Raw genomic sequence first — 22346 nt, 5'->3', positions numbered from 1 at the left:
TATATGTAACAGAGTTAGTGATTTATGTAGTACAGTTTTATATAATATGTCATATTTTTAAATATATACTAGATTTAACTGAATTTTTTTGAAATCTGTAATATATATTTTTTCTTGGTGTTACAATTTTTTCACTTGAAATATATGTCGGACGATGTTTAAATTAAAATCGTGAGTATAAAATTTGCTAATGATGAAACGTTTTCATATTTAGTAAATTTGATTAGATAAAATCGAGCGGTTTGTGGAAACATCCACACAACTACCAAGAGAAAAAGGGGCGAAAGACTAGATGTCAAAAATCATCGCGATTAACGCAGGAAGCTCTTCCTTAAAATTCCAATTATTTGAAATGCCAAGTGAAACAGTATTAACAAAAGGTTTAGTAGAACGTATCGGTTTAGAAGATAGTATCTTCACTATTACTGTAGATGGCGAAAAACAAAAAGAAATTACAAACATTCCAGATCACGCAGTAGCAGTTAATATGCTTCTTAAAAAATTAACTGAAAACGGAATCGTTAAATCTTTAGATGAGATTGGCGGTATCGGTCACCGTGTTGTTCACGGCGGCGAAAAATTTGCTGACTCTGTTTTAATTACTGATGAAGTATTAGCTGATATCGAAGAATTAAGCGATTTAGCACCACTTCATAACCCAGCAAACGTTGTTGGTATTAAAGCATTCAAAGAAGTATTACCAAACGTACCAGCAGTAGCAGTATTCGATACAGCATTCCACCAAACAATGCCGGAATCTGCATTCCTATACAGCTTACCATATGAGTACTATGAAAAATTCGGCATCCGTAAATACGGTTTCCACGGAACTTCTCATAAATATGTAACTGAGCGTGCGGCTGAATTATTAGGTCGTCCAATTGAAAGCTTAAGCTTACTTTCTTGTCACTTAGGTAACGGTGCAAGTATCGCAGCAGTAGAAGGCGGTAAATCTATCGATACTTCTATGGGCTTCACTCCACTTGCTGGTGTAACAATGGGTACACGTTCTGGTAACCTTGACCCTGCGTTAATTCCATACATCATGGAAAAAACAGGCCAAACAGTAGAAGAAGTAGTTAACGTATTAAACAAGAAGAGTGGTATGTTAGGTCTTACTGGTTACTCTAGTGACCTACGTGACATCATTGCGAAAGAAGAAGAAGGCGACCACCGTGCGAAAGTAGCACTTGATGTATTCGTAAGCCGTATCCACAAATACATCGGTTCTTACACAGCTCGTATGAAAGGTGTAGACGCAATCATCTTTACAGCTGGTGTAGGTGAGAACAGTGCGATTATTCGTGAGCGCGTATTAGAAGGCCTTGAGTACATGGGCGTATACTTCGATGTAAAACGTAATAACGTATTCGGTGAAGAAGCATTCATCAGCTTCCCACACTCTCCAGTAAAAATTATCGTAATTCCAACTGACGAAGAAGTTATGATTGCTCGTGACGTACTACGTCTTGGAGATATTGGTTAATATATGAAAAGAAAGACGAGATCCTATAGGATTTCGTCTTTTTTCTTTTGGATATATTTTAAAACTCCATCCGGATATAATATTTTTTCTTTCTGAATGAATGCCGTAATAGGAATCCATTTCGCATACGCTACTGTTTGCTCATCTTGTATATTTAATATTTTCATTTCATATAGTGATGTGTCTAATAAACGCAAAGAATATAGTTGAATGATTTCATGACCAATGCCCCATCTAGATGAAAGACATTTTCTAAACAACCTAAATAATTGATGATTTCTATCTCCGTATGAAGCTTTTCTTTAAACTCCCGAATAACAGTATGTGCTGATTTTTCACCAAATTCAATGGAACCGCCAAGAGGACGATAATATGTTTCGCCTTCTGTATGATATTCTTGTACGAGAAGGCGATCCTGATGTACAGCAAGACCGAAAGCCTTTGCACGTGGATACATATAGAATCACTCCTTATTTGTTTCGTATAAGGACGATTATAATGTATGGTGTGATAAAAGTATCGTGTATTTAAGTGTGCGGTCTAACTGTAATTCCATCAAATAACTCTTTCCAAAATGCTTCATTGTATTGGTATACATCCATAATAGGACATTTCATAACGCAAGTATGTTGTAATCCCCAATCTTCTTGGGTGATAGTTGGTATATCGGCAGGAATTAGTAATAGGACAGAGAATGTATGTGTAACGATTTGAGATAAAATTTGTTCTAGGGAACATGCTTCTTCATATGTTCCTCCAGTTCGAATAAACAATATGGATTCTGCCGTTTCAATTGTAGTTAGAAAACGATTAATTCGATGTTCATAGTTTAACTTAATTTCTGTATAAGAAGGCCAAGAAGTTGGTGTGTTTACATCTGTTTTAAAGTCATGACAGGAGTCAATTTCATAAAGGTTGTCCCTTAATCTTAATTTGGCATCATCATCCCAAAATGAGATGAAGGATAGATTTTCGAAATTTAAAAAACGGTCAAATCGATTTTGTAATAATAAATTTACTTTCGTTAATGAAGGACTTAGCATAAAATCAATAACGCCAAAAAATGGTGATAATTCTAATTGATATAATGCCCAAGCAGGCCAACAGTTTTGTCCTAAGCTGAATACTGCATTATACTTTTGTTTTAGATTGGATAGATTCATGTGAAGCATCTCATCCTTTTTGCTATTATTTTATGTCACTCATAAAGGGTATGTGAAAAGAGATATACAAGCATATTTGTAAAGAATAAGCAGAAATATGTTACAATAGAAAAAAATCGAACGAGGTGGTTGTTACGATGCGATCGAAGCGAGAACAAGCCATTTTAGACAATATAAAAGAATGGGAAGCGCAATTAGTTGAGCAAGAAGCGACCGATTTTCAAAAAGTGTTTGATAAATGGTTACATACTACAGTTGCGAAATTACCTGAGAAAAAGCGAAAAGAATTCTTCACGAAAGCAGATGGATGGCTCTTTCATTTGCATGCATTTATTCAAAGTTCACAAGCACAGTTAGATGCACGTAATCGGATTTTAGGAACATCGAGATTATTTGATGAATCGATTGAACAGCTTGAAGATTTGAAAGCATTGTCTATTGATCAGTTAACATACATAGCAGAGCAGCAAACAGCACGTCATCGTCTATATTCATTTGTGCAAGGCGGGGCGACAGGTGCTGGAGGTTTATTATTATTAACGGCGGATTTTCCGGTTATGATCGCGTTAAATGTGAAGGCGGTCCAACTTATTGCAACATCATTTGGGCATGATGTGAACAAGCCATATGAAATGATGCTTGCGTTAAAGGTGTTTCACGCGTCATTACTACCAGGAAGACTTCAGCAATACGCATGGTACAATTTATTGCAAGAGCTGGAACAAGAAGATTCGTTCTTTTATGAAGGAGACGAAGCGGTGTTACAAACAGCTTCTACTGAAGTTGTGTTAAAACAAATTTTGAAGACATTTTCGATTTATGCTCTTCGTCGTAAATTATTCCAAGGTATTCCGGTAATTGGAATGGCAATTGGATCTACAGTGAATTATCGTTTAACAAGAAATGTTACTGAATTTGCAAATAGATTTTATCAAGTGCGCCATATAGTCGAGAAAGAAAAAAGAGCGTAAAAAAAGCGAGAGGCCGAAGCCTTTCGCTTTTTTAATTTGTTGCATGTTTTTTTGACATTGGAACAGATACTGGCTGCTTTTCTGCTGTTTTTTCTGTTTTTGGATAATAAATTAAATCTAATGTTTTGGCCTGTACGGCAATCGAAAGAATAGTAAAAGCAATTTCAGTCCAATTTAAATAATATAATGAAAGCGCAAGAACAATCGCGTCAAAGACGAAGAAAATTTGCCCAATTGTAAAACGAGTTCGTTTACTTAATACAATTGTTAAAATATCGTCTCCACCGGTTGCACCGCCAAATCGCAATATAAAACCGAGTCCAATACCAGCTAACGCACCGCCAACTACTGCAGCTATAAATAAGTTATTTGATAAATCTACCGTAAATGGAGAATAATTTTCCATAAAGGAATAAAATACTCCGAATGAAATTGAACCTAAGAATGAATAGCCAACCATTTTTTTACCTAAAAATGAAGCACACAGTAAAATAATTGGGATATCCATTAATACAGTTGAAATAGATGGTGAAATATCATAAAAGTTTTGAATGAATAGTGCAATTCCTACAAATCCACCTTCTGTTAAGTGGTTTTGAAAGTGAATATGATATAGCGCTGCTGCTAAAATAAATGAACCGATTAAAACCATAAAAATTTCTTTAATAATTTGCCGACTTTGGATGTTCCTCATCGTTATTCCTTCTTTCCGTAGTTAGTAGTCCTTTTTGTGTTGTAAACTAACTACGAGCTCACATGTAGCTTTCAGTTAGTTTACGAAAAAACTAACTACGCTATATGTCGCTGAAGAAATAACGAATAATCCTCTCGTCCATCAATTCTCCCTACCTTCGTTTTAGTTTAAGTCTTAAAACGACTAAACAAAACGTGGAGTAGGATTCGTCATTTAGCAATCCTGCTCTTCTTTGTTTTGTTTAGTTAGTAACAATTAAGTCCTAAACAAAACGCTATGTGTAAGAAGAGTCTTTTTTTTGCCAAATTATCCTTCGGGCAATCATAATTTCCCCACTCTCGTATTTTTTTCGCTAGACTAAAGTATCTGAGCTGAAAAATACGCTATGTGTATGATTCGTCAATACGATGCCACATGCTCCTTCGAGCGATCATGATATCAAAATCCCTTCCTTCAAGATTTATACTATTATATCATACTTTTAAAAAATGTATGCGGATGGAAACCGACAATAAACGGAGGGAATCTACAAAAAATGTTATGTTTAAATATTTTTGTAGAAAAGCCTAAGTTATTTTGGAGGATTGGACAGTTTGTAAAGGTTTGTCCAATAAGTAAGAAAAAAAGGGTTTTATTCAGTTGTATTCTTTTCATCATTTTTATCTTTAAAAAACGCATCCCAACTAATCACACTTAAAAAAGTTAAAGCGATAATAACGAAAGCGCGCATAGGTTTGAGACCTCCTTTTGTACATAGTATATGAAGCATTCGATTCGGAATGTGTCATTTTTTTACAATCCTTAACTATTATGAGAGTATATTAATATAGATAGATGAAGGGGAGAGTGAAGAGATGCTAAAAGACATGTTCAAAAGAAAAGAATTAATATGCATTTCATGTCAGAAAAAAATTCAATATGAAGAAGAGCTTGTTGCTTTTGTAAAGTTGCCGAAAGAAAGAAGTATATTAGTTGGTCCATTTGATGTATGTTTGGCGAAAACAGCACAAGAGATATATTGTAAATCTTGTTACGACAAAAAAGCATGACCCAAAGTAATTGAGGGGCATGCTTTTTTCATTGGTGTGCTTTCCCCTCAGATACATTTTGAGTGAGTCGATACCAAAGCCAAAGGTCATTAATGATAGAAGCAAGATCGGCAATTTCTGAATTTAGTTTACAAGAAACTTCGAAGTCTTCTTCATTATTTAAATAATGTTGTTTTGTATTAATATAGTGCTCAAGTTCTTTTATACGATCAGGAATTTTCCCGCGAACTTGTTCCCATTTTAGTAAAATAGCATGTTGCATTTTTTCGGGGATTTCTTCCCAGTCTTCTTGTAAATGCGGAATTTCAATTCCTAGATGTTCATCGTATAAGAAATAATTTTCCATAAGTTCACCCCCGTTGTCCTGCTTATATTGTACAGAAAAACAGAAAGAAGTTCGACGAAATTGTTTGAAAAAATTTGAAAATGACTCTTGATACATTTTGTGAAAGGTGGTAAAGTGTGAATTATTATAAAAGAAAATGAATATTTATTCTTTGGGGGGATGCAAAATGGAGAAGAAAAAAGTTGTATTAGCATATTCCGGAGGTCTTGATACTTCCGTTGCAATTAAATGGTTACAAGAGAAGAATTATGATATTATCGCACTTTGTTTAGATTTAGGGGAAGGGAAAGACTTAGGGTTTGTGAAAGAAAAGGCACTTTCAGTAGGTGCAATTAAATCATATATGGTGGATGTCCAAGAAGAATTTGCGAATGAATATGCATTGATGGCGATGCAAGCACACACATTATACGAAGGGAAATACCCTCTTGTCTCTGCATTATCTCGTCCGCTTATTGCGAAGAAATTAGTAGAAATCGCAGAACAAGAAGGCGCAACTGCAGTTGCACACGGATGTACAGGAAAGGGGAATGATCAAGTTCGTTTTGAAGTTTCTATTCAAGCATTAAATCCTTACTTAGAAGTGATTGCGCCTGTACGTGAATGGAAGTGGTCACGTGAAGAAGAAATTGCATATGCAAAAGAAAATGATGTGCCGATTCCGATTCATTTAGATAGCCCATTTTCAATTGATCAAAACTTATGGGGACGCAGCAACGAATGTGGAATTTTAGAAGATCCATGGGCAGCGCCACCAGAAGATGCATATGAGATGACATTAGCGTTAGAAGATACACCGAATAAACCAGAGTTTGTAGAAATCGGATTTGAAGCAGGCGTACCGACGACTTTAAATGGCACTGCATATTCACTTTCAGAATTAATTAAAACGTTAAATGCGCTTGCTGGAAAACACGGCGTTGGACGTATTGATCACGTAGAAAATCGTCTTGTCGGTATTAAATCTCGTGAAGTATACGAATGTCCAGCAGCAATGACGTTAATCACTGCGCATAAAGAGTTGGAAGATTTAACACACGTAAAAGAAGTAGCGCATTTTAAACCAGTGATTGAACAGAAAATAACAGAACTTATTTATAACGGTTTATGGTTCTCGCCTTTAAAACAAGCGCTTCATGCATTTTTACAAGAAACGCAAAAGAATGTAACAGGTACAGTGCGTGTGAAATTATTTAAAGGTCATGCGATTGTAGAAGGACGTAAATCTGAATACTCTTTATACGATGAAAAATTAGCAACATATACTGCTCAAGATGAATTTAATCATGATGCAGCAGTTGGATTCATTTCATTATTCGGTTTACCGACGAAAGTATACAGCCAAGTGAATCAAAAGAAGGTGGAAGCGTGAGCAAACTTTGGGGCGGACGTTTTACAGAAGAAGCGGAAGCATGGGTTGAAGAGTTTGGAGCATCCATCTCCTTCGATCAACAATTAGTAAATCAAGATATAAACGGGAGTATTGCACACGTAACGATGCTAGCAAAGCAAGGCATCGTTACGAAAGAAGAGGCAGAGAAAATAAAGATAGGTCTTCAATATTTATTAGAAGAAGCGAAACAAAATAAATTGCATTTTTCGGTTGAAGCTGAAGATATTCATTTAAATATTGAAAAGATGTTAATTGAAAAAATCGGTGAAGTAGGAGGGAAACTTCATACAGGCCGAAGTCGTAACGATCAAGTGGCGACAGATATGCATTTGTATTTAAAAGAAAAGGTAGAACATATTATAAAAGCTACAAAACAATTGCAAACTGTTCTTGTTCATCAAGCAGAAAATAACATTGAGACAATTATGCCTGGCTATACGCATTTGCAACGTGCTCAGCCGATTTCATTTGCTCATCATATTCTTGCTTACTTTTGGATGTTAGAGCGTGATGTGAATCGTTATGAAGATTCATTAAAGCGTATTAATATCTCCCCATTAGGAGCAGGAGCGCTAGCTGGGACGACATTCCCGATCGACCGAGAATATAGTGCGGAACTTCTTGGATTTAATGGAATCTATGAAAATAGTTTAGATGCAGTCAGTGATCGTGATTTCATACTGGAGTTTTTAAGTAACTCATCTATGCTTATGATGCACTTATCACGCTTTTGTGAAGAACTTATTTTATGGAGTAGCCAAGAGTTTCAATTTATTGAAATTAGCGATCAATACGCGACAGGAAGCAGCATTATGCCGCAAAAGAAAAATCCGGATATGGCGGAACTAATCCGTGGGAAAACTGGCAGAGTATACGGTAATTTATTCAGTTTACTTACAGTAATGAAAGGATTACCACTCGCTTACAATAAAGACTTACAAGAAGATAAAGAAGGAATGTTTGATACAGTGAAAACAGTAGAAGGATGCCTTCATATTATGGCGGGCATGCTTGAAACGATGACTGTAAACAAAGAAAAAATGGGGCAAGCTGTGACGCAAGATTTCTCCAACGCAACAGAAATTGCCGACTACTTAGCAAACAAAGGACTACCATTCCGTCAAGCTCATGAAATTGTTGGGAAGTTAGTGCTACATTGCACACAAAAAGGAATTTATTTATTAGATGTCCCGCTTGAAACATATCAAGAAATGAGCTCTTTATTTGAAGAAGATTTGTATGAAGTTCTTTCACCATATGCGGCTGTAAAGCGTCGTAATAGTGCTGGTGGGACAGGGTTTGAACAAATCAAAAACGCTTTGGAGAAGGCGAAGGGGTTAACGAAAGAAGTTATTAAGAATTGAGTTGGGAAGTACGCCAGTCTAGTAAAGTCTGGCGTACTTTATTTTTTACTAGCATTTAAGTTACAATATAGTAAAAAATAACAATTTAGGGGAAGTCTATGAAAAAAATAGTGTTTATCATTGTACTGTTAATTAGCTTAATTGCAAATGCTAAAGTGTTTCTTTTGGACAAATATATGTATGTTGGTGAAAAAGAAAAGCGAGAAGAAGCGATTATCGCAACGATGTGGCATTTGCAAGATAAAGGATATAAAGAAAGTGATATTTTATATATAAAACCGGCCTTTTATAGCAAAATGGATTCATATGGTATGAATGTACAGTTTAAAGATGAACCAAATGAATCATATACATATAGAGTTTTAAAAGATACGAAAACAAATAAACTAACTGTACACCAAGATAGCAATGAGCCTGGTGGTATGGGCGGGAAACATCAAGAGCTTAAATAAAGAAAGAAAACGACTGATGGCATTCGCCTGCAGTCGTTTTTCTTTTAATCATACTTATGTCGATCTTCTGTAATTCGAATATACTCAATATCCATCAAATCACGAAGCAATGCACCATTACTTAGTTCAACGCCATGTTTCTCTTTAAAATGAGTGCGGATTGTATCTAGCATTTCAATTTCTTTTCCGTTCACGTCTAAAATAATGCGTTCAGAATCATCCATATAGCATCCTCCTTTTTTACACATATATATTTTGTCCGTCTATTTCTAAAAAATGTATGTTAACCTAATGTTAGGAAATAAGAAAGGGATGAAAAATGAGACGTATTTATCCCGCATTAACGGGCAGTAAGACCCCGACCTCAAAATTCAGCGAAAGGAAAGAAGTTAGGTGGGGATCAGCTGCCCGTAAAAGCCCGATTGGTTCAACTAATAATCAGTGGGGGAGGAACAAAACCCCACTGATTAAAGTTTCACTTTATTTTATAGGGGTAATTTTGTACACGCTAATCGTATTACACGCTGCATTCCCGAATGTCTTTTCATTTAAGGATGTAGAAACAGTAGACGTTGGGATATTTATCTTTATTCTATTTGTAGTAGATTGCTTTATTTCTATATGGCTTTCGAAAAGAAAAGATATACAAGGTAAAAAAGAAATGGAACGGAAAAAGAGAAAACGTTCATTTTGGATGATGACGTACTGTTTGTCTTTAGTGCTTACTGCTGCTTTTTTTAGTGATCATATTCCATTAGAAAGATTAAATATTGGATTTGGAGCGTTCGTATTCGCATACTATTTTTTTATGCACTTTCTTCCTTATATGAAAGAAAAGCGAGGAGAAGAGGAAAATCCACTTTTAGAAGAAGCGAGAGAACAAGAGCATAAGAGAATAGAAGGGGATATAAAGAAACTTGGAGAACAAAAATGGTATTTAAAATCAAAAATCATATATGTTCTTTGCTTCATTACGCCGCCAATTGGCTATTTGTACGTCTTCTTACTTCGTGAAAAAATGACAGAAGACGCAAAGCAAACGTATTTAACAGTTGCGACAATCATGATGGCATTATGGTCTTTGAAGTTTCTGCCGCCTTATGTATTGGCAATTACCGTTGTTGTCGTAGCATGTCTTGTGTTTATAGTGAAGTTGATAAAATGAAAAACACCAAGCCTATGTGGACTTGGTGTTTTATCTATAAATTAAAGATCACCTTGCTCCTCATCACCACGAACAACAAGGACATCGCATTTCGCATAGCGAATAATATGTTCAGAGACGCTACCGATTAGGAAGCGTTCAACAGCATTTAAACCAGTCGCACCACACATAATTAAATCTACTTTATGGTTTGGAGCGATTTCTTTTGAAATTTTAGATTTAGGGTTACCAAATTCTAATACAGTTTCAATTTTTTCAAGACCAGCTTCAAGCGCAGTTTTTTTGTAGTCTTCTAATAAGTCTTCTGCAAATAGATTTGCACGTTCAGCAATTGCACGGCTATAAGCCTCTACTGCTGAGTATGCTTTTACATCAACGATATGAGCAATTGTTAATGTTGCATTGTTGCGCTTTGCGACTTGAATTGCTTTTTTAAAAGCTTTTTCTGCTTCTTTAGAACCATCCACCGCGATTAAAATATTTGTATATGTATTATTCATAGTAAATTCCTCCCAATCTGTTTTATAACTGTTTACAACTTAATTATAAAACAAATTTTGGTAACGTGCTTGCCAGAAACGTTACAGAATTTTGAAAACTCTGTTTCAATTCATTTTAGTTGTAATTGGAGCGAGAACTTGTTACATATGAAGTATAGCAATTTAAAAGGAGGCAGTTTTGTGAGACACGCGCTCATTACAGCCGGTACGAAAGGTTTAGGAAAGCAAGTAACAGAAAAATTATTGGCTAAAGGATATTCAGTAACAGTAACGTATCATAGCGATATAGCGGCTATGGAAACGATGAAAGAAACATATAAAGATGTGGAAAAGCGTCTACAATTCGTGCAAGCGGATGTCACTAAAAAGGAAGATTTACATAAAATAGTAGAAGAAGCGATGAGCCGTTTTGGCAAAATTGACTTTTTAATTAATAATGCTGGTCCATATGTATTTGAACGAAAAAAGTTAGTTGATTATGAAGAAGATGAATGGAATGAAATGATTCAGGGAAATTTAACAGCGGTATTTCATTTATTAAAACTTGTCGTTCCGGTCATGAGAAAACAGAACTTTGGCCGTATTATTAATTACGGATTTCAAGGGGCGGATAGTGCACCGGGATGGATTTATCGCTCAGCTTTTGCGGCAGCGAAAGTAGGACTTGTTTCATTAACGAAAACAGTTGCTTATGAAGAAGCGGAGTTTGGTATTACTGCGAACATGGTATGTCCTGGTGATATTATTGGCGATATGAAAGAGGCTACTATTCAAGAAGCACGTCAGCTGAAAGAGCATAACACACCGATTGGTAGATCTGGAACAGGTGAAGATATTGCAAGAACCATTTCGTTTTTATGTGAGGACGATTCCGATATGATTACCGGTACAATTATCGAAGTGACTGGTGCAGTGGATGTTATTCATAGACATCGATAGAATAAAATATGATGAAGTTTCGAATAATTGGACAGTTTATCCATTGTGCTGATAGGTGCGGATAATACTGTCCTTTAATATAAAATTAAATCTATCGGAAAACTTGTATTATTTTTTGTCAAATATTGAGATATTATGTTAAAATATAAGAGCGTAGAAAGCGCTTTAAAAAATGATTCAGGGGTCATTTCATAACTCAAGGGGGAACTAATCATGCGTATCGGTATTCCAACAGAAATTAAAAACAATGAAAACCGTGTGGCAATGACGCCAGCGGGAGCAGTACATTTAGTACAAAATGGTCATGAAGTTTTTGTTCAAAAAGGAGCAGGTTTAGGATCTGGCTTTACGGATGAAGAATACGTACAAGCTGGTGCGAAACTTGTAGAAACTGCTGAAGAAGCATGGAATCAAGATATGGTTATGAAGGTAAAAGAGCCAGTAGCAAGTGAATACGGCTATTTCCGTGAAGGTTTAATTTTATTCACATACTTACACTTAGCTCCAGAACCAGAATTAACGAAAGCATTAATCGATAACAAAGTTGCATCAATCGCATACGAAACAGTACAATTAGACAATCGTTCTTTACCATTACTTGCACCTATGAGTGAAGTAGCTGGTCGTATGTCTGCACAAATCGGTGCACAATTCCTTGAGAAAAACAAAGGCGGTAAAGGTATTTTACTTGCAGGCGTTCCAGGGGTAAAACGCGGCAAAGTAACAATCATCGGCGGTGGTCAAGCTGGTACAAATGCAGCTAAGATTGCAGTAGGTTTAGGTGCAGATGTAACAATCATTGACTTAAGTGCAGAACGTCTTCGTCAATTAGATGATATTTTCGGTAACCAAGTAAAAACATTAATGTCTAATCCATACAACATTGCAGAAGCTGTTAAAGAATCTGACCTTGTTATTGGAGCAGTATTAATTCCAGGTGCAAAAGCGCCAAAACTTGTAACTGAAGAAATGATTCAATCAATGGAACCAGGTTCTGTCGTTGTAGATATTGCGATTGACCAAGGTGGTATTTTCGAAACAACTGATCGTATTACAACTCATGACAACCCAACTTACGAAAAACATGGCGTTGTTCATTATGCAGTTGCTAATATGCCAGGTGCGGTTCCACGTACGTCAACTCTTGCATTAACAAACGTAACAGTACCATATGCAGTGCAAATTGCTAACAAAGGCTATAAAGATGCTTGTTTAGGCAACACTGCATTACTAAAAGGTATTAACACATTAGATGGTTATGTAACATTCGAAGCAGTTGCAGAAGCTCACGGCTTACAATACGCTGATGCGAAAGAGCTACTTGAAAAAGCTCCTGCTTTATCATAATAGAAATACATTTGAGACCTTCCTTTTCATAAGGAGGGTCTTTTTTATATGGGGAAATAACATGTGAATAATTGTTATTTATCCCGCATTAACGGGCAGTAAGACCCCCACCCAAAAATTCAGCGGAAGCAAAGAAGTTAGGTGGGGGGATCAACTGCCCGTAAAAGCCCGATTGGTTCAACTAATAATCAGTGGGGGGATGAATAAACCCCCCACTGATCAAAGTTTCACTTTATTGGTGTAAATCGATTTTTATTGTGATAATTTAGAATTATATAATAAAAAGAGGGGATTGGATGGGGAGTAAAAAGAGGAAGCAAAAGCAAGCTAAAAGACAAAAGTACATAAAGAAAAAACAGGAACAGAACATACCTTTTTCACAAAAAGTAGTCATTATGATAGAAAAAACATTCCGGTATATTTGTATGGCTCTGTATGTAATTTTGTGTATGTATTCATTTGGAGTGTTTTACAGTTTTGGGATAACTCCCAATATTATTGAGAGCATTCTAGAATTTATACTTGTTGTAATAGAATTAGCCTTATTCGTTATACTCTTTGCTACAGTATGGCCTAGTCATGAAAGTAAAAAAGATAGAAAAAGAAGCAAAAAATCTTCATACGCTTCAAGCTCATCAAGTGGATTCGGTGACTACAGTAGCAGTGATTGTAGTAGCTCAAGTGATGGTGGAGGAGATTGCGGAGGTGGTGGAGATTAAGTTAATTTTTCAGAAGAACGACTAATGAAAGGATGGGACGAAATATGGAAACTGTGAACTTAATAGAATTAACAAAAGACATTCAAGATCAACATAAAAACTTCGTCGTTTCAAATATAAACAGTCATTGTTTACGAATCGCTGTATTTACTGGTGAATATGATTGGCACTATCATTCTAATTCGGATGAATTATTTATTGTGCTAGAGGGAGAATTACTTATTGATTTTGAAGATGGAGAAACAGCGGTTTTAAAGCCAAATGATTCTATTTTAATTCCAGCATGTACGATTCATAGAACGAGAGCATTAAAGAGAACGGTAAATCTTTGTTTTGAACATATAGAGGCTGATACGATTAAAGTGGAGCAATTATGAAAAAATTATCTGTAGCCGATTATAGAAAAGTTCTTCCGGTTTTAGAAGGTAATACAAGAACGACGACGTTTGCTTATGCGGTATGTGATCAAATGATAGATGGTGAGGTTTTTATAAACGGGCAATTAACAGCAGGATTAATTATTACAGCTAACGGTATCTATTATTTATTTGGTGATACGGATGATCAAAATTATAACGAAGAGTTATTTTCATATTTAAAAATGGCTATTGAAAAAACAAAGAAGAGATTTACACTCTTCACTTCGAGTGAAGAGTGGGAAATGATGATAGAAGAGCGTTTTAGTAATGTACTTCGGAACATCCCGCGAATGAAATTTCAAAGCGTAACCTTTGAAGAGAGCCAACGAGATTTTAACAAAAATACATATGAAGTGAAGCGTATTGATAGAAGAGATATAGAGCGCAGCAGTGAATTTAAAAAGGAGTACTACAAAGAATATTGGGGATCAAAAGAAACTTTTTTGAACAGTGGTTTTGGATTTTGTATAGAAAAAGATGGAATAATTGTAGCTGAATGCGTCTCAATATTTAGCGGGAATGGTTTTGCTGAAATAGATATTGCAACACATGAAGCGCATCAAGGGAAAGGATTAGCTCAAGCTGTTGCAACAAGGTTCATTGAACATTGCATGCAAAATGACATTATACCGAGCTGGGATTGTTATGTAGACAATATTCCTTCGCGAAAATTAGCTAGTAAATTAAGTTTTTATCATCCAATAGAATATAGTTTGTTTGTACGTAAGAAAACGGGGGAATAAAAATGAATGTAGAATTAACAAGATTTAAAGTTAAGCCTGGTAAGAGTCATCGAGTAGATGAATGGATGCAGCTTCTTAATGACAATTTGAAAGAAGTGCTTTTGACATTAAACGACGAAAAGATGTACGTTGAGACAATTTTCCGGGAAATAAGAGATGGAGAAGAGTACTTATATTGGTATTCTGTGCAAGGAGAAGGTGGTATTTTTGTCGAAAATTCGCATCATGAAATTGATAAAAAGCACTTAGCGTTTTGGTATGAATGTATCGATGAAGAAGCACCGTCTATTGATATGAAAACAGAAGTTGTTATGATTCAAGATGTTGTGAAGGAAGCGATGAAATAATAGATTGTTATTTTATAACCGTAAAATGATCTTCTTTTTTGTTGGAATATATATTATTGGAGATGCTGTAGGATGAAAATTAGTAATAAATATATCACTCTCGGTGAAATAGAAATAATAAGAGAACCTTTAAATAAATTGCATGAATATCATAATAATAAATCAAAACATTTTTCTGGTGATTATCCAAGAATGACATTTGAGGAACGTATTGAAAATTATAAACAGAATTCAAATTACGGGGAATATAGAATTGAATTATTAGTTGAGGCGGAAACAGATGATGTATTAGGATTTTGTATAGCGTATAGTAAAAGTGTAAGCGGAAAGATTGAAGTTTTATTTGTTGATGAAAAATACCGAAGAAATGGATTTGGCTTGAAATTAATGAATAGTGCAGTGGAATGGTTTAAAGCGAAGAAGATAGATGAAATTGAATTAACAGTAGTATATGGAAATGAAGCAGTATCGTTTTATGAAAAGCTGGGGTTTTATCCTCGTTCAATTATTATGGCAACTAAGTCATAACGATAGTATGGGGAGAGATGAGTGGGAGTTTTTATTTCAAAAAAATGATTCATATGTTACTAAAATATATGTGAAGAGCGCATCAAAATGGATGTGCTTTTTATTATGAAACAATTTATAAAAGCTGCATTTGGATGTCTTTAAGTGAAAATAAAGAGGGATACTGAGAATATTTTAGGATAAACTATAAAGTGAAACTTTAATCAGTGTGGGGTTCATCCCCCATCTAACTTCTTGCTTCCGCTGAATTTTGATGTGAGGTCTTACTGCCCGTTAATGCGGGATAAAGAAATAAAAAACACCAAACCAAAAGACCTACCAATATACGGTATAGTCGTAACAGGAAAAACAGAGGATTTACAAAGTTTACAAGGGTCACCGTATATTAAGGCTGCTGTAAGAGGTGTAACAGTTGAGAAATATTGATTACAAGTAATTAATGTGAATAATCAGAAAATTTATGTTATAATATGGGAAAAGGAGGTTTATATGAGGCAAATACATGGAGCAATTTATATTTACATAACAATGTTTTTCGTGGCGATATCCTATGGGTTGGGGCACGTGTATTCGCATCCTATACTAACTTTTTTAAGTGGAGCATGTATGGCGTTTGCGCTTCTTGTCCACCTTTTCTCAGTTTGGATCGTGAAATTTCAATTAAATATTAGTGAAATAGAAGAAGGCACTTTTTGAGTGGCCTTCTTTTTTAATAATATTTTGGAAGCTCTTGTAGCAATTTTTCAATTTCGAATTCGGTTTCTTCACATATAGAAAGTGTGCGTAGTCTGAAAAATAAGCTACGTAAGAAAGATTTTGTATTTCCATATAAAAACTCGTACGATTCAATAGGTAGTGCTTGTTTTTGGAACAGTAATTGAGCTACTAAGTCACGAAGGGCTAATATGAGTATTTCTTCTTTTAGGCCATTTTGCAGCATTGCGACAATCGGATAAACGAGACGCTCGTCTTCTTCATATTTGTAGTAAATAGAATGGACAAAAACTTTGTTTAACAAAGTTTTTAATATCTCTTCGTAATGTAAAGTTTCTAGTTTAGGATTATGAACAAGCGCCTTAAATGTATCGGAAGCATGAGCGATACTATGTGCCCAGCCGTGGTCTGTAACATATCCGCGGAAATCATGTTCATTGTTCATATATAGAATTAATTGATCTTTTACAGTTAAAATATCATTCTGTGATAAGAAATTATGAGTTGTATCTGCATCTATAATGAGCGCAATTAATAAGGTCGTAAATGCGCGAGTAAATACAGCATCTTCGTCACCTGAATGAATTTTATACAATAAATATTTTTCACTGATGCTTTCTAATAATAGTTTCTGTAATTGTGTGTGTGAAAGGTAGCGATTTTTGATGAGATGATAAAAAGTAGAGTAAATAAGTTTGTCCCTTAAATAGCTATCAGTAACACCGATATGTTCAAGTATACTGGAACTTAAAGAATCAATATGAAGTGTGTTATCTATGATGTAATTATTATTACGAATTTTTTCTAACTGTTGTTGTAACATATAAACCCCATATTTTAGAAAATTCTGTATTTTTATAATATAATAAGAGGAAGAAATAGACAATAAATAAGTGCATTTGAATGGAGGGGGCATTATGAAGAGAGCATTATTCTTTTTCATTAGTATTTTCTTTTTAGGAAGCTGTTCCATTTCGTATGTTAATTTTTCTAGCGAGAGCAAAAGTTGGACTGGACAATATAAAGGGCATATTAAGGATGACAGTGAAGATGGAATGTTTACGTTTCAGTACAAGGGCGGAGATGGGAATACAGAATTTAAAAACTTAGAGATTGCTATTAATGGAGCCTTTAGTACAATGACACAAAAGTCAGAAGTTCATAAAGGAGCAAGGGTTGAAATGAAATCTTCTTGTGTAAGTTGTGCACCTCTATCTAAAGATGAACCGATAGAAGTTGTAATTAAATGGGATGATAAGTATGAGGAGAAGATGGTGCTAAATTTGAAATAGCCTAGAGTAAGGAGTTAAAAATGAATAGACATATGAAAATTGTTATGTTTTTAAGTGTATTTCTAGTCATATTATCAGCGTGTACTACAAAACAAGTAGAGCAAGTAACTGTAAAAGAAGTGCCTAAAGAAGGGTATATCATATTAAGAAATGACACGGTGTTTTTTGCCGATGATAAAACATTTGAAACAAAAGTAGAGTTACAAAATTATATAGAACAACAAATGAATAAAGAGCATCCATCACATATTGTCTTGAGCTTTAAGGACAAAGGCGCATGTAAACAGTTAAAAACAGGGGATAAAATAAAAGTATGGTTTTCTCAAATACTTGAAAGTTATCCAGCAAGAATGATTGTAGAGAAATTTGAAATAGTAGAGAAATAAAAAAAGGCAGCATTCACGCTGCCTTTTTATCCCGCTTTAACGGGCAGTAAGACCCCCACCTCAAAATTCAGCGGAAGCAAAGAAGTTAGGTGGGGGATCAACTGTCCGTAAAAGTCCGATTGGTTCAACTAATAATCAGTGGGGGATGAACAAAATCCCCACTGATTAAAGTTTCACTTTATTATTTCACAAATTGTAATTCTTTCGGGAATTTCGTTAAAATTTCTGATCCGTCTTTTGTGATGTAAATATCATCTTCAATACGAACGCCACCTACGTTTGGTACGTAAATACCAGGTTCGATTGTGAAGACCATACCTTCTTTTAATGGAGACTCGTTACCAGCTTTTACATCTGGATATTCGTGTACGCTAATTCCAAGTCCATGACCAAGTCGGTGCGGGAAGAAGTCTCCGTAACCTGCATCTGCGATAACAGAACGAGCAGCGTTGTCGATTGCGCCAAGTGTAACACCTGGTTTACATGCTTCAACTGCTTGTAGTTGTCCAGCAAGTACAGTGTTGTAAATGCGAGTTTGCTCTTCAGAAATCTCACCGAATGCTACTGTACGTGTAATATCAGAGCAATAACCTTCAATGATTACACCTAAATCAAATAGTACGAAATCACCGCGCTTCATTTTGTTTGCGCCAGGAATACCGTGTGGAAGAGCAGAGTTTGCACCCGCTAATACCATCGTATCAAATGACATTTTATGTATGCCTTTTGTTTTTAATTCGTGTTCAATAATTGCTAATACTTCTAGCTCGCTGCGGTTTTCTTTAATTGCATTTACACCAACTTCAACAGCGTAGTCCGCCATTTTAGCTGCTTCGCGTAAAATAGAAAGTTCTTTTTCATCTTTAATTAAACGAAGTTCGCGAACTTTCTCCTCAGCTGATTTGAAAGCTGCATTTGGGAATAATTTCGTTAATTCTTCGTAGCGCTCTACGTTTAAATGTTCTTTTTCAATTGCAACTGCATTTGCATTGATGCCGCGGTCTTTAATTGCTTTTGCAATCATATCCCATGGTCTGTCAGTATCAGTAAATCCGATAATTTCATGTGCCCAGCCAGCGTTACGTGCTTGACCTTCTTCCATTTTAGGACAAATTAAAATAGGTTCTTTTTCTTGGAATACAAACATACCAAGTAATCTTTCATGCGGTTCACAGTGGAAGTTCGTCATGTAGAAGACGTTCGGTGTAGAAGTTAAGAACGCAGCTTCTACGTTTTTTTCTTTTAGCCATTGCATTAAATTTTCTAATCTAGCATTCATCGATTGGCACCCCCGAGATATTTAATTACAAATATAACTTTAACTCGGAAGAAAGCGTTATGACAAGTAAATAGATGTTAGAAAAGACAGGGAATTGAAAAATCATGTAGAATAAAAAGTGAGAATGTGAATAGGGGAGGAATGTAATAATGAAAGTATCTTATCATGGACATTCAGTCGTGAAAATTGAGGCGAATGGAAAAGTTATTTTAATTGACCCGTTTTTAACAGGTAATCCGAAAACAGATTTAAAAGCTGAAGATGTAAAAGTGGATGCAATCCTTTTATCGCATGGACACGGTGATCATGTTGGAGATACAGTAGAACTTGCGAAGAAAAATAATGCAGTTGTTGTAGCGCCATTTGAACTAGCAACATTTTTAAGTTGGCAAGGTGTAAATACAAATCCGATGCATATTGGTGGTTCACATGAATTTGACTTCGGAAAAGTGAAGTTTACACAAGCATTCCACGGCTCTAGTTATATTGATGAAGCAAATAAGACGATTACATATACAGGTATGCCAGCAGGTATTTTATTTACAGCAGAAGAGAAAACAGTGTACCATGCAGGAGATACTGCACTATTCTCTGATATGAAGTTAATTGGGGAATTGAATAAAGTTGATCTAGCATTTTTACCAATTGGTGATAATTTCACAATGGGACCAGAAGATGCTGTATTAGCAGCAAAATGGATTAATGCGAAAACTGTTGTACCGATGCATTACAATACGTTCCCAGTTATTGAACAAGATCCATATCAATTTGTAGAAAAGCTACAAAATTGTACAGGGAAAGTATTAGAAGCTGGAGAAAGTATTACACTATAGAAAAGAAACCCTTCATTTGAAAAGAAAAGTGAAGGGTTTTTTACGTGTGTAGGACAGCTTTTAATGCTTGTATTTGTTTTGGTGATTCTTTTCTTTTGGTACGTGGTTGTTCAGGTGTTTCATTCAATTCCATTGCAACTTTTTTCCCATCTACGAAAGCTAAAAATACAGCACCTACAACCTCTAAAAGTTTTTTCATCATGTGTTCGCTCCTTTGTTTTATTTCTTGTCTTCATTGTATAGGGAATCAAGTGGGCGAACTATCGAATGAGATGACAAAAGCATTACATTGTTGTCATAGAATGACTGGTGGAATGTAAGAGTCATTTTGTTATAAAAAAAATAGTACAGGTATGCAAAGAGAGAGTGTAACAGTTTTGAAAATATAGTATACTGAAAGTACAACACATGAAGAATTTAGGGAAAAGAAAGTATGGTGAAACCATTTGGCTACCAAGCATAACCAAATTTTAGAACATATTAATAGCCTGCCAGTAGGCCATAAAATTTCTGTAAGACAAATTGCGAAAGATTTGAGTGTAAGTGAAGGGACAGCTTACCGTGCAATTAAAGATGCAGAAAATAAAGGATATGTTAGTACAATTGAACGTGTCGGAACAATTCGAATTGAACAAAAGAAGAAAGAGAATATCGAAAAACTGACATATGCAGAAGTCGTTAACATTGTCGACGGTCAAGTACTTGGGGGCAGAGAAGGACTACATAAAACATTAAATAAATTCGTAATCGGAGCTATGAAATTAGAAGCGATGATGCGCTATACAGAAGCTGGGAATTTACTCATTATTGGTAACCGTACGAATGCACATCAATTAGCGCTAGAAACTGGAGCCGCTGTATTAATTACGGGCGGATTTGATACGGAAGATCATGTGAAGAAATTAGCAGATGAATTAAAGCTGCCGATTATTTCAAGTAGCTACGATACATTTACGGTCGCAACGTTAATTAACCGTGCAATTTATGATCAACTGATTAAGAAAGAAATTGTACTTGTTGAGGATATTTTAACACCAATTGAAGAAACGTTATATTTAAAGCCGCATGATACAGTACAGCAATGGCATGCATATAATGAAGAGACAATGCACGGAAGATATCCAATTGTCGATGAAAATAAAAAAGTGCTAGGAATCGTAACTTCAAAAGACATGATCGGTGTAGCGAAAGAAACACCAATTGATAAAGTAATGACAAAACACCCAATTACAGTGAATGGTAAAATGTCTGTCGCAGCTGCGGCACGTATGATGGTGTGGGAAGGAATTGAATTACTTCCTGTCGTTGAGGAAGGAAATAAACTGCAAGGTATTATTAGCCGTCAAGATGTACTTCAGGCACTGCAAATGATTCAACGTCAGCCACAAGTTGGAGAAACAATTGATGATATTGTAACGAATCAATTTATGACGCCAAAAGAAGCGAAAAATGAGCATCTATATCAATTTTCAGTGACGCCGCAAATGACGAACTCAATCGGAACGTTATCGTACGGTGTATTTGCAACAATTGTGACAGAAGCGACAAATCGCGTCATTCGTGCGCAAAAGAAAAGCGATTTAATTGTTGAAAACTTAACGATTTATTTCGTAAAACCAGTTCAAATTGATAATGTTGTATCCGTTCATCCGAAAGTATTAGAAATTGGACGTAAATTTGGTAAGGTCGATGTAGAGGTGCATCATGATGGTAATGTCGTTGGAAAAGCATTACTTATGGTGCAGTTAATCGATAAATAAAAAGATGGAACAAATCGTTTTGATTTGTTCCATCTTTTTTGTTGTTTTAAATTTGAAAGGCATGATTTTAGATGGAGTGGAAAAGCTAGTGGGAAAGTAATGTGACAAAAGACAGAATAGTAATTTAATTCGGTTGTGTATTGTGTTATGATTATATTGTAATAAAATAGATTTCTGGAAGGTGGTATACATTATGTCATCAACAGTACTCTTTTTTGGTAGTATCGCACTATTTTACTTCCTTGTAATGATACCGATCCAATATTTATATTTACAAGGTTTACGTGAAAAAAAGGAAAAGACAGGATTATCTCAGCGAGAGCTATATGAAAAAATGTCTTTTGGAGAAGAACAATTACATTTTCACGTACAAGGTAACCCATTTAATATACCATCTGCGTTTGTTGCATATATGATTTTGAAAGTTAAGGGACGTAAAAAAGCATCACAATATTGA

General features: G+C 35.3%; 28 protein-coding genes and 2 pseudogenes. 21 read left to right on the top strand and 9 right to left on the bottom strand.

Translation table 11 applies throughout. The features are described 5' to 3' along the window. Positions 1–292 precede the first annotated feature (292 nt). Positions 293–1486 (top strand): acetate kinase, encoded by a 1194-nt coding sequence (gene ackA / locus MR170_RS03890; protein ID WP_016080076.1) that lies wholly within the window; start codon positions 293–295, stop codon positions 1484–1486. Positions 1487–1509: 23 nt separating this feature from the next. Here the strand turns inward: ackA and MR170_RS03885 are convergent. Together MR170_RS03885 and MR170_RS03880 are read right to left on the bottom strand one after the other, a co-directional pair. Then, a pseudogene (locus MR170_RS03885) lies at positions 1510–1943 on the bottom strand (NUDIX hydrolase). Between the two features lie 70 nt (positions 1944–2013). Further along, positions 2014–2649, bottom strand: coding sequence for a DUF1796 family putative cysteine peptidase (locus tag MR170_RS03880; RefSeq protein WP_016080078.1), 636 nt, complete (start codon positions 2647–2649; stop codon positions 2014–2016). Positions 2650–2786: 137 nt separating this feature from the next. Between MR170_RS03880 and MR170_RS03875 the strand changes: the two genes are divergently transcribed. After that, positions 2787–3620 (top strand): EcsC family protein, encoded by an 834-nt coding sequence (locus tag MR170_RS03875; protein ID WP_001256853.1) that lies wholly within the window; start codon positions 2787–2789, stop codon positions 3618–3620. Positions 3621–3651: 31 nt separating this feature from the next. Here the strand turns inward: MR170_RS03875 and MR170_RS03870 are convergent, their stop codons facing one another. After that, positions 3652–4314, bottom strand: coding sequence for a YitT family protein (locus MR170_RS03870; RefSeq protein WP_043935401.1), 663 nt, complete (start codon positions 4312–4314; stop codon positions 3652–3654). A gap of 854 nt (positions 4315–5168) precedes the next feature. Between MR170_RS03870 and MR170_RS03865 the strand changes: the two genes are divergently transcribed. Further along, positions 5169–5363 (top strand): hypothetical protein, encoded by a 195-nt coding sequence (locus MR170_RS03865; protein ID WP_000910273.1) that lies wholly within the window; start codon positions 5169–5171, stop codon positions 5361–5363. A gap of 28 nt (positions 5364–5391) precedes the next feature. On the opposite strand, the gene MR170_RS03860 is transcribed toward MR170_RS03865, so the two are convergent. Next, entirely contained in the window at positions 5392–5709 is a 318-nt protein-coding gene (locus MR170_RS03860; protein ID WP_048563687.1) for a hypothetical protein, read from the bottom strand. A 166-nt stretch (positions 5710–5875) separates the two neighbouring features. Here MR170_RS03860 and MR170_RS03855 point away from each other — a divergent pair, with 166 nt between their 5' ends. The 3 genes from MR170_RS03855 to MR170_RS03845 all read left to right on the top strand — a co-directional run bounded on the left by MR170_RS03855 (position 5876) and on the right by MR170_RS03845 (position 8918). Continuing rightward, positions 5876–7081 (top strand): argininosuccinate synthase, encoded by a 1206-nt coding sequence (locus tag MR170_RS03855; protein WP_242307276.1) that lies wholly within the window; start codon positions 5876–5878, stop codon positions 7079–7081. Then, entirely contained in the window at positions 7078–8466 is a 1389-nt protein-coding gene (gene argH, locus MR170_RS03850; RefSeq protein WP_242307274.1) for an argininosuccinate lyase, read from the top strand. The genes MR170_RS03855 and argH overlap by 4 nt, the downstream gene beginning before the upstream one ends. A 98-nt stretch (positions 8467–8564) precedes the next feature. After that, positions 8565–8918: a DUF3139 domain-containing protein gene (locus MR170_RS03845; RefSeq protein WP_016080084.1), complete on the top strand. Its 354-nt coding sequence runs from the start codon at positions 8565–8567 to the stop codon at positions 8916–8918. Between the two features lie 44 nt (positions 8919–8962). Here the strand turns inward: MR170_RS03845 and MR170_RS03840 are convergent, their stop codons facing one another. After that, a complete protein-coding gene (locus tag MR170_RS03840; RefSeq protein ID WP_000342760.1) occupies positions 8963–9142 on the bottom strand; it encodes a hypothetical protein in 180 nt (59 codons plus the stop codon). 242 nt (positions 9143–9384) lie between these two features. On the opposite strand from MR170_RS03840, the gene MR170_RS03835 reads away from it, so the two are divergent. Next, entirely contained in the window at positions 9385–10083 is a 699-nt protein-coding gene (locus MR170_RS03835) for a hypothetical protein (protein WP_242307307.1), read from the top strand. A gap of 41 nt (positions 10084–10124) precedes the next feature. Here the strand turns inward: MR170_RS03835 and MR170_RS03830 are convergent, their stop codons facing one another. Next, a complete protein-coding gene (locus tag MR170_RS03830) occupies positions 10125–10583 on the bottom strand; it encodes a universal stress protein (protein WP_001066672.1) in 459 nt (152 codons plus the stop codon). A gap of 147 nt (positions 10584–10730) precedes the next feature. Here MR170_RS03830 and MR170_RS03825 point away from each other — a divergent pair, with 147 nt between their 5' ends. From MR170_RS03825 to MR170_RS03785, 9 genes and pseudogenes are all read left to right on the top strand, one after another. Next, a complete protein-coding gene (locus tag MR170_RS03825) occupies positions 10731–11522 on the top strand; it encodes an SDR family oxidoreductase (RefSeq protein ID WP_242307306.1) in 792 nt (263 codons plus the stop codon). A 213-nt stretch (positions 11523–11735) separates the two neighbouring features. Next, positions 11736–12869, top strand: a complete 1134-nt coding sequence (gene ald / locus MR170_RS03820) for an alanine dehydrogenase (protein ID WP_001219402.1) — start codon at positions 11736–11738, stop codon at positions 12867–12869. A gap of 296 nt (positions 12870–13165) precedes the next feature. Then, positions 13166–13588 carry a hypothetical protein gene (locus MR170_RS03815; RefSeq protein WP_242307272.1) on the top strand — a complete coding sequence of 141 codons (423 nt, stop codon included), beginning with the start codon at positions 13166–13168 and terminating at the stop codon, positions 13586–13588. Positions 13589–13632: 44 nt separating this feature from the next. Next, on the top strand, positions 13633–13965 hold the full coding sequence (locus MR170_RS03810) for a cupin domain-containing protein (protein ID WP_000450933.1): 333 nt from the start codon (positions 13633–13635) through the stop codon (positions 13963–13965). Continuing rightward, entirely contained in the window at positions 13962–14750 is a 789-nt protein-coding gene (locus MR170_RS03805) for a GNAT family N-acetyltransferase (RefSeq protein WP_242307260.1), read from the top strand. The genes MR170_RS03810 and MR170_RS03805 overlap by 4 nt, the downstream gene beginning before the upstream one ends. A 2-nt stretch (positions 14751–14752) precedes the next feature. Continuing rightward, positions 14753–15097, top strand: a complete 345-nt coding sequence (locus MR170_RS03800; protein ID WP_001100204.1) for a DUF6176 family protein — start codon at positions 14753–14755, stop codon at positions 15095–15097. Positions 15098–15169: 72 nt separating this feature from the next. Beyond that, positions 15170–15625 (top strand): GNAT family N-acetyltransferase, encoded by a 456-nt coding sequence (locus MR170_RS03795; protein ID WP_086405840.1) that lies wholly within the window; start codon positions 15170–15172, stop codon positions 15623–15625. A 285-nt stretch (positions 15626–15910) separates the two neighbouring features. Next, positions 15911–16051 (top strand): annotated as a pseudogene (locus MR170_RS03790) (anti sigma factor C-terminal domain-containing protein); the annotation flags it as partial. Between the two features lie 63 nt (positions 16052–16114). Beyond that, entirely contained in the window at positions 16115–16321 is a 207-nt protein-coding gene (locus tag MR170_RS03785) for a hypothetical protein (protein ID WP_001248905.1), read from the top strand. A gap of 13 nt (positions 16322–16334) precedes the next feature. Here MR170_RS03785 and MR170_RS03780 read toward each other — a convergent pair whose 3' ends face one another. After that, positions 16335–17162, bottom strand: coding sequence for a DUF2785 domain-containing protein (locus MR170_RS03780; RefSeq protein WP_242307259.1), 828 nt, complete (start codon positions 17160–17162; stop codon positions 16335–16337). A gap of 94 nt (positions 17163–17256) precedes the next feature. Between MR170_RS03780 and MR170_RS03775 the strand changes: the two genes are divergently transcribed. Both MR170_RS03775 and MR170_RS03770 read left to right on the top strand, forming a co-directional pair. Beyond that, positions 17257–17631 (top strand): hypothetical protein, encoded by a 375-nt coding sequence (locus MR170_RS03775; RefSeq protein WP_242307258.1) that lies wholly within the window; start codon positions 17257–17259, stop codon positions 17629–17631. Positions 17632–17651: 20 nt separating this feature from the next. After that, positions 17652–18017 carry a DUF3221 domain-containing protein gene (locus tag MR170_RS03770; protein ID WP_016080091.1) on the top strand — a complete coding sequence of 122 codons (366 nt, stop codon included), beginning with the start codon at positions 17652–17654 and terminating at the stop codon, positions 18015–18017. A gap of 181 nt (positions 18018–18198) precedes the next feature. On the opposite strand, the gene pepQ is transcribed toward MR170_RS03770, so the two are convergent. Then, positions 18199–19296, bottom strand: a complete 1098-nt coding sequence (pepQ, locus tag MR170_RS03765) for a Xaa-Pro dipeptidase (RefSeq protein WP_000994037.1) — start codon at positions 19294–19296, stop codon at positions 18199–18201. Between the two features lie 149 nt (positions 19297–19445). On the opposite strand from pepQ, the gene MR170_RS03760 reads away from it, so the two are divergent. Continuing rightward, a complete protein-coding gene (locus MR170_RS03760; RefSeq protein ID WP_242307255.1) occupies positions 19446–20129 on the top strand; it encodes a metal-dependent hydrolase in 684 nt (227 codons plus the stop codon). A gap of 40 nt (positions 20130–20169) precedes the next feature. Here the strand turns inward: MR170_RS03760 and MR170_RS03755 are convergent, their stop codons facing one another. After that, positions 20170–20331: a hypothetical protein gene (locus tag MR170_RS03755; protein WP_000976304.1), complete on the bottom strand. Its 162-nt coding sequence runs from the start codon at positions 20329–20331 to the stop codon at positions 20170–20172. A 244-nt stretch (positions 20332–20575) separates the two neighbouring features. On the opposite strand from MR170_RS03755, the gene MR170_RS03750 reads away from it, so the two are divergent. Together MR170_RS03750 and MR170_RS03745 are read left to right on the top strand one after the other, a co-directional pair. Continuing rightward, on the top strand, positions 20576–21889 hold the full coding sequence (locus tag MR170_RS03750) for a CBS domain-containing protein (RefSeq protein WP_016080093.1): 1314 nt from the start codon (positions 20576–20578) through the stop codon (positions 21887–21889). Positions 21890–22082: 193 nt separating this feature from the next. Next, a complete protein-coding gene (locus MR170_RS03745; RefSeq protein WP_016080094.1) occupies positions 22083–22346 on the top strand; it encodes a DUF3949 domain-containing protein in 264 nt (87 codons plus the stop codon).

Origin of the sequence: Bacillus cereus group sp. BfR-BA-01524, assembly GCF_022662595.1 — a bacterium.
GTDB lineage: Bacteria > Bacillota > Bacilli > Bacillales > Bacillaceae_G > Bacillus_A > Bacillus_A thuringiensis_S.
Note: the sequence above shows the minus strand (reverse complement) of the source record. Positions and strands in the feature narration are given on the sequence as shown.

Bases quoted from the DNA above. Each gene is read 5' to 3' on its own strand.
- ackA (WP_016080076.1), top strand. From the start codon at position 293: ATGTCAAAAATCATCGCGATTAACGCAGGAAGCTCTTCCTTAAAATTC.
- MR170_RS03880 (WP_016080078.1), bottom strand. From the start codon at position 2,649: ATGAATCTATCCAATCTAAAACAAAAGTATAATGCAGTATTCAGCTTA.
- MR170_RS03875 (WP_001256853.1), top strand. From the start codon at position 2,787: ATGCGATCGAAGCGAGAACAAGCCATTTTAGACAATATAAAAGAATGG.
- MR170_RS03870 (WP_043935401.1), bottom strand. From the start codon at position 4,314: ATGAGGAACATCCAAAGTCGGCAAATTATTAAAGAAATTTTTATGGTT.
- MR170_RS03865 (WP_000910273.1), top strand. From the start codon at position 5,169: ATGCTAAAAGACATGTTCAAAAGAAAAGAATTAATATGCATTTCATGT.
- MR170_RS03860 (WP_048563687.1), bottom strand. From the start codon at position 5,709: ATGGAAAATTATTTCTTATACGATGAACATCTAGGAATTGAAATTCCG.
- MR170_RS03855 (WP_242307276.1), top strand. From the start codon at position 5,876: ATGGAGAAGAAAAAAGTTGTATTAGCATATTCCGGAGGTCTTGATACT.
- MR170_RS03845 (WP_016080084.1), top strand. From the start codon at position 8,565: ATGAAAAAAATAGTGTTTATCATTGTACTGTTAATTAGCTTAATTGCA.
- MR170_RS03840 (WP_000342760.1), bottom strand. From the start codon at position 9,142: ATGGATGATTCTGAACGCATTATTTTAGACGTGAACGGAAAAGAAATT.
- MR170_RS03830 (WP_001066672.1), bottom strand. From the start codon at position 10,583: ATGAATAATACATATACAAATATTTTAATCGCGGTGGATGGTTCTAAA.
- MR170_RS03825 (WP_242307306.1), top strand. From the start codon at position 10,731: ATGAAGTATAGCAATTTAAAAGGAGGCAGTTTTGTGAGACACGCGCTC.
- ald (WP_001219402.1), top strand. From the start codon at position 11,736: ATGCGTATCGGTATTCCAACAGAAATTAAAAACAATGAAAACCGTGTG.
- MR170_RS03815 (WP_242307272.1), top strand. From the start codon at position 13,166: ATGGGGAGTAAAAAGAGGAAGCAAAAGCAAGCTAAAAGACAAAAGTAC.
- MR170_RS03810 (WP_000450933.1), top strand. From the start codon at position 13,633: ATGGAAACTGTGAACTTAATAGAATTAACAAAAGACATTCAAGATCAA.
- MR170_RS03805 (WP_242307260.1), top strand. From the start codon at position 13,962: ATGAAAAAATTATCTGTAGCCGATTATAGAAAAGTTCTTCCGGTTTTA.
- MR170_RS03800 (WP_001100204.1), top strand. From the start codon at position 14,753: ATGAATGTAGAATTAACAAGATTTAAAGTTAAGCCTGGTAAGAGTCAT.
- MR170_RS03795 (WP_086405840.1), top strand. From the start codon at position 15,170: ATGAAAATTAGTAATAAATATATCACTCTCGGTGAAATAGAAATAATA.
- MR170_RS03785 (WP_001248905.1), top strand. From the start codon at position 16,115: ATGAGGCAAATACATGGAGCAATTTATATTTACATAACAATGTTTTTC.
- MR170_RS03780 (WP_242307259.1), bottom strand. From the start codon at position 17,162: ATGTTACAACAACAGTTAGAAAAAATTCGTAATAATAATTACATCATA.
- MR170_RS03775 (WP_242307258.1), top strand. From the start codon at position 17,257: ATGAAGAGAGCATTATTCTTTTTCATTAGTATTTTCTTTTTAGGAAGC.
- MR170_RS03770 (WP_016080091.1), top strand. From the start codon at position 17,652: ATGAATAGACATATGAAAATTGTTATGTTTTTAAGTGTATTTCTAGTC.
- pepQ (WP_000994037.1), bottom strand. From the start codon at position 19,296: ATGAATGCTAGATTAGAAAATTTAATGCAATGGCTAAAAGAAAAAAAC.
- MR170_RS03760 (WP_242307255.1), top strand. From the start codon at position 19,446: ATGAAAGTATCTTATCATGGACATTCAGTCGTGAAAATTGAGGCGAAT.
- MR170_RS03755 (WP_000976304.1), bottom strand. From the start codon at position 20,331: ATGATGAAAAAACTTTTAGAGGTTGTAGGTGCTGTATTTTTAGCTTTC.
- MR170_RS03745 (WP_016080094.1), top strand. From the start codon at position 22,083: ATGTCATCAACAGTACTCTTTTTTGGTAGTATCGCACTATTTTACTTC.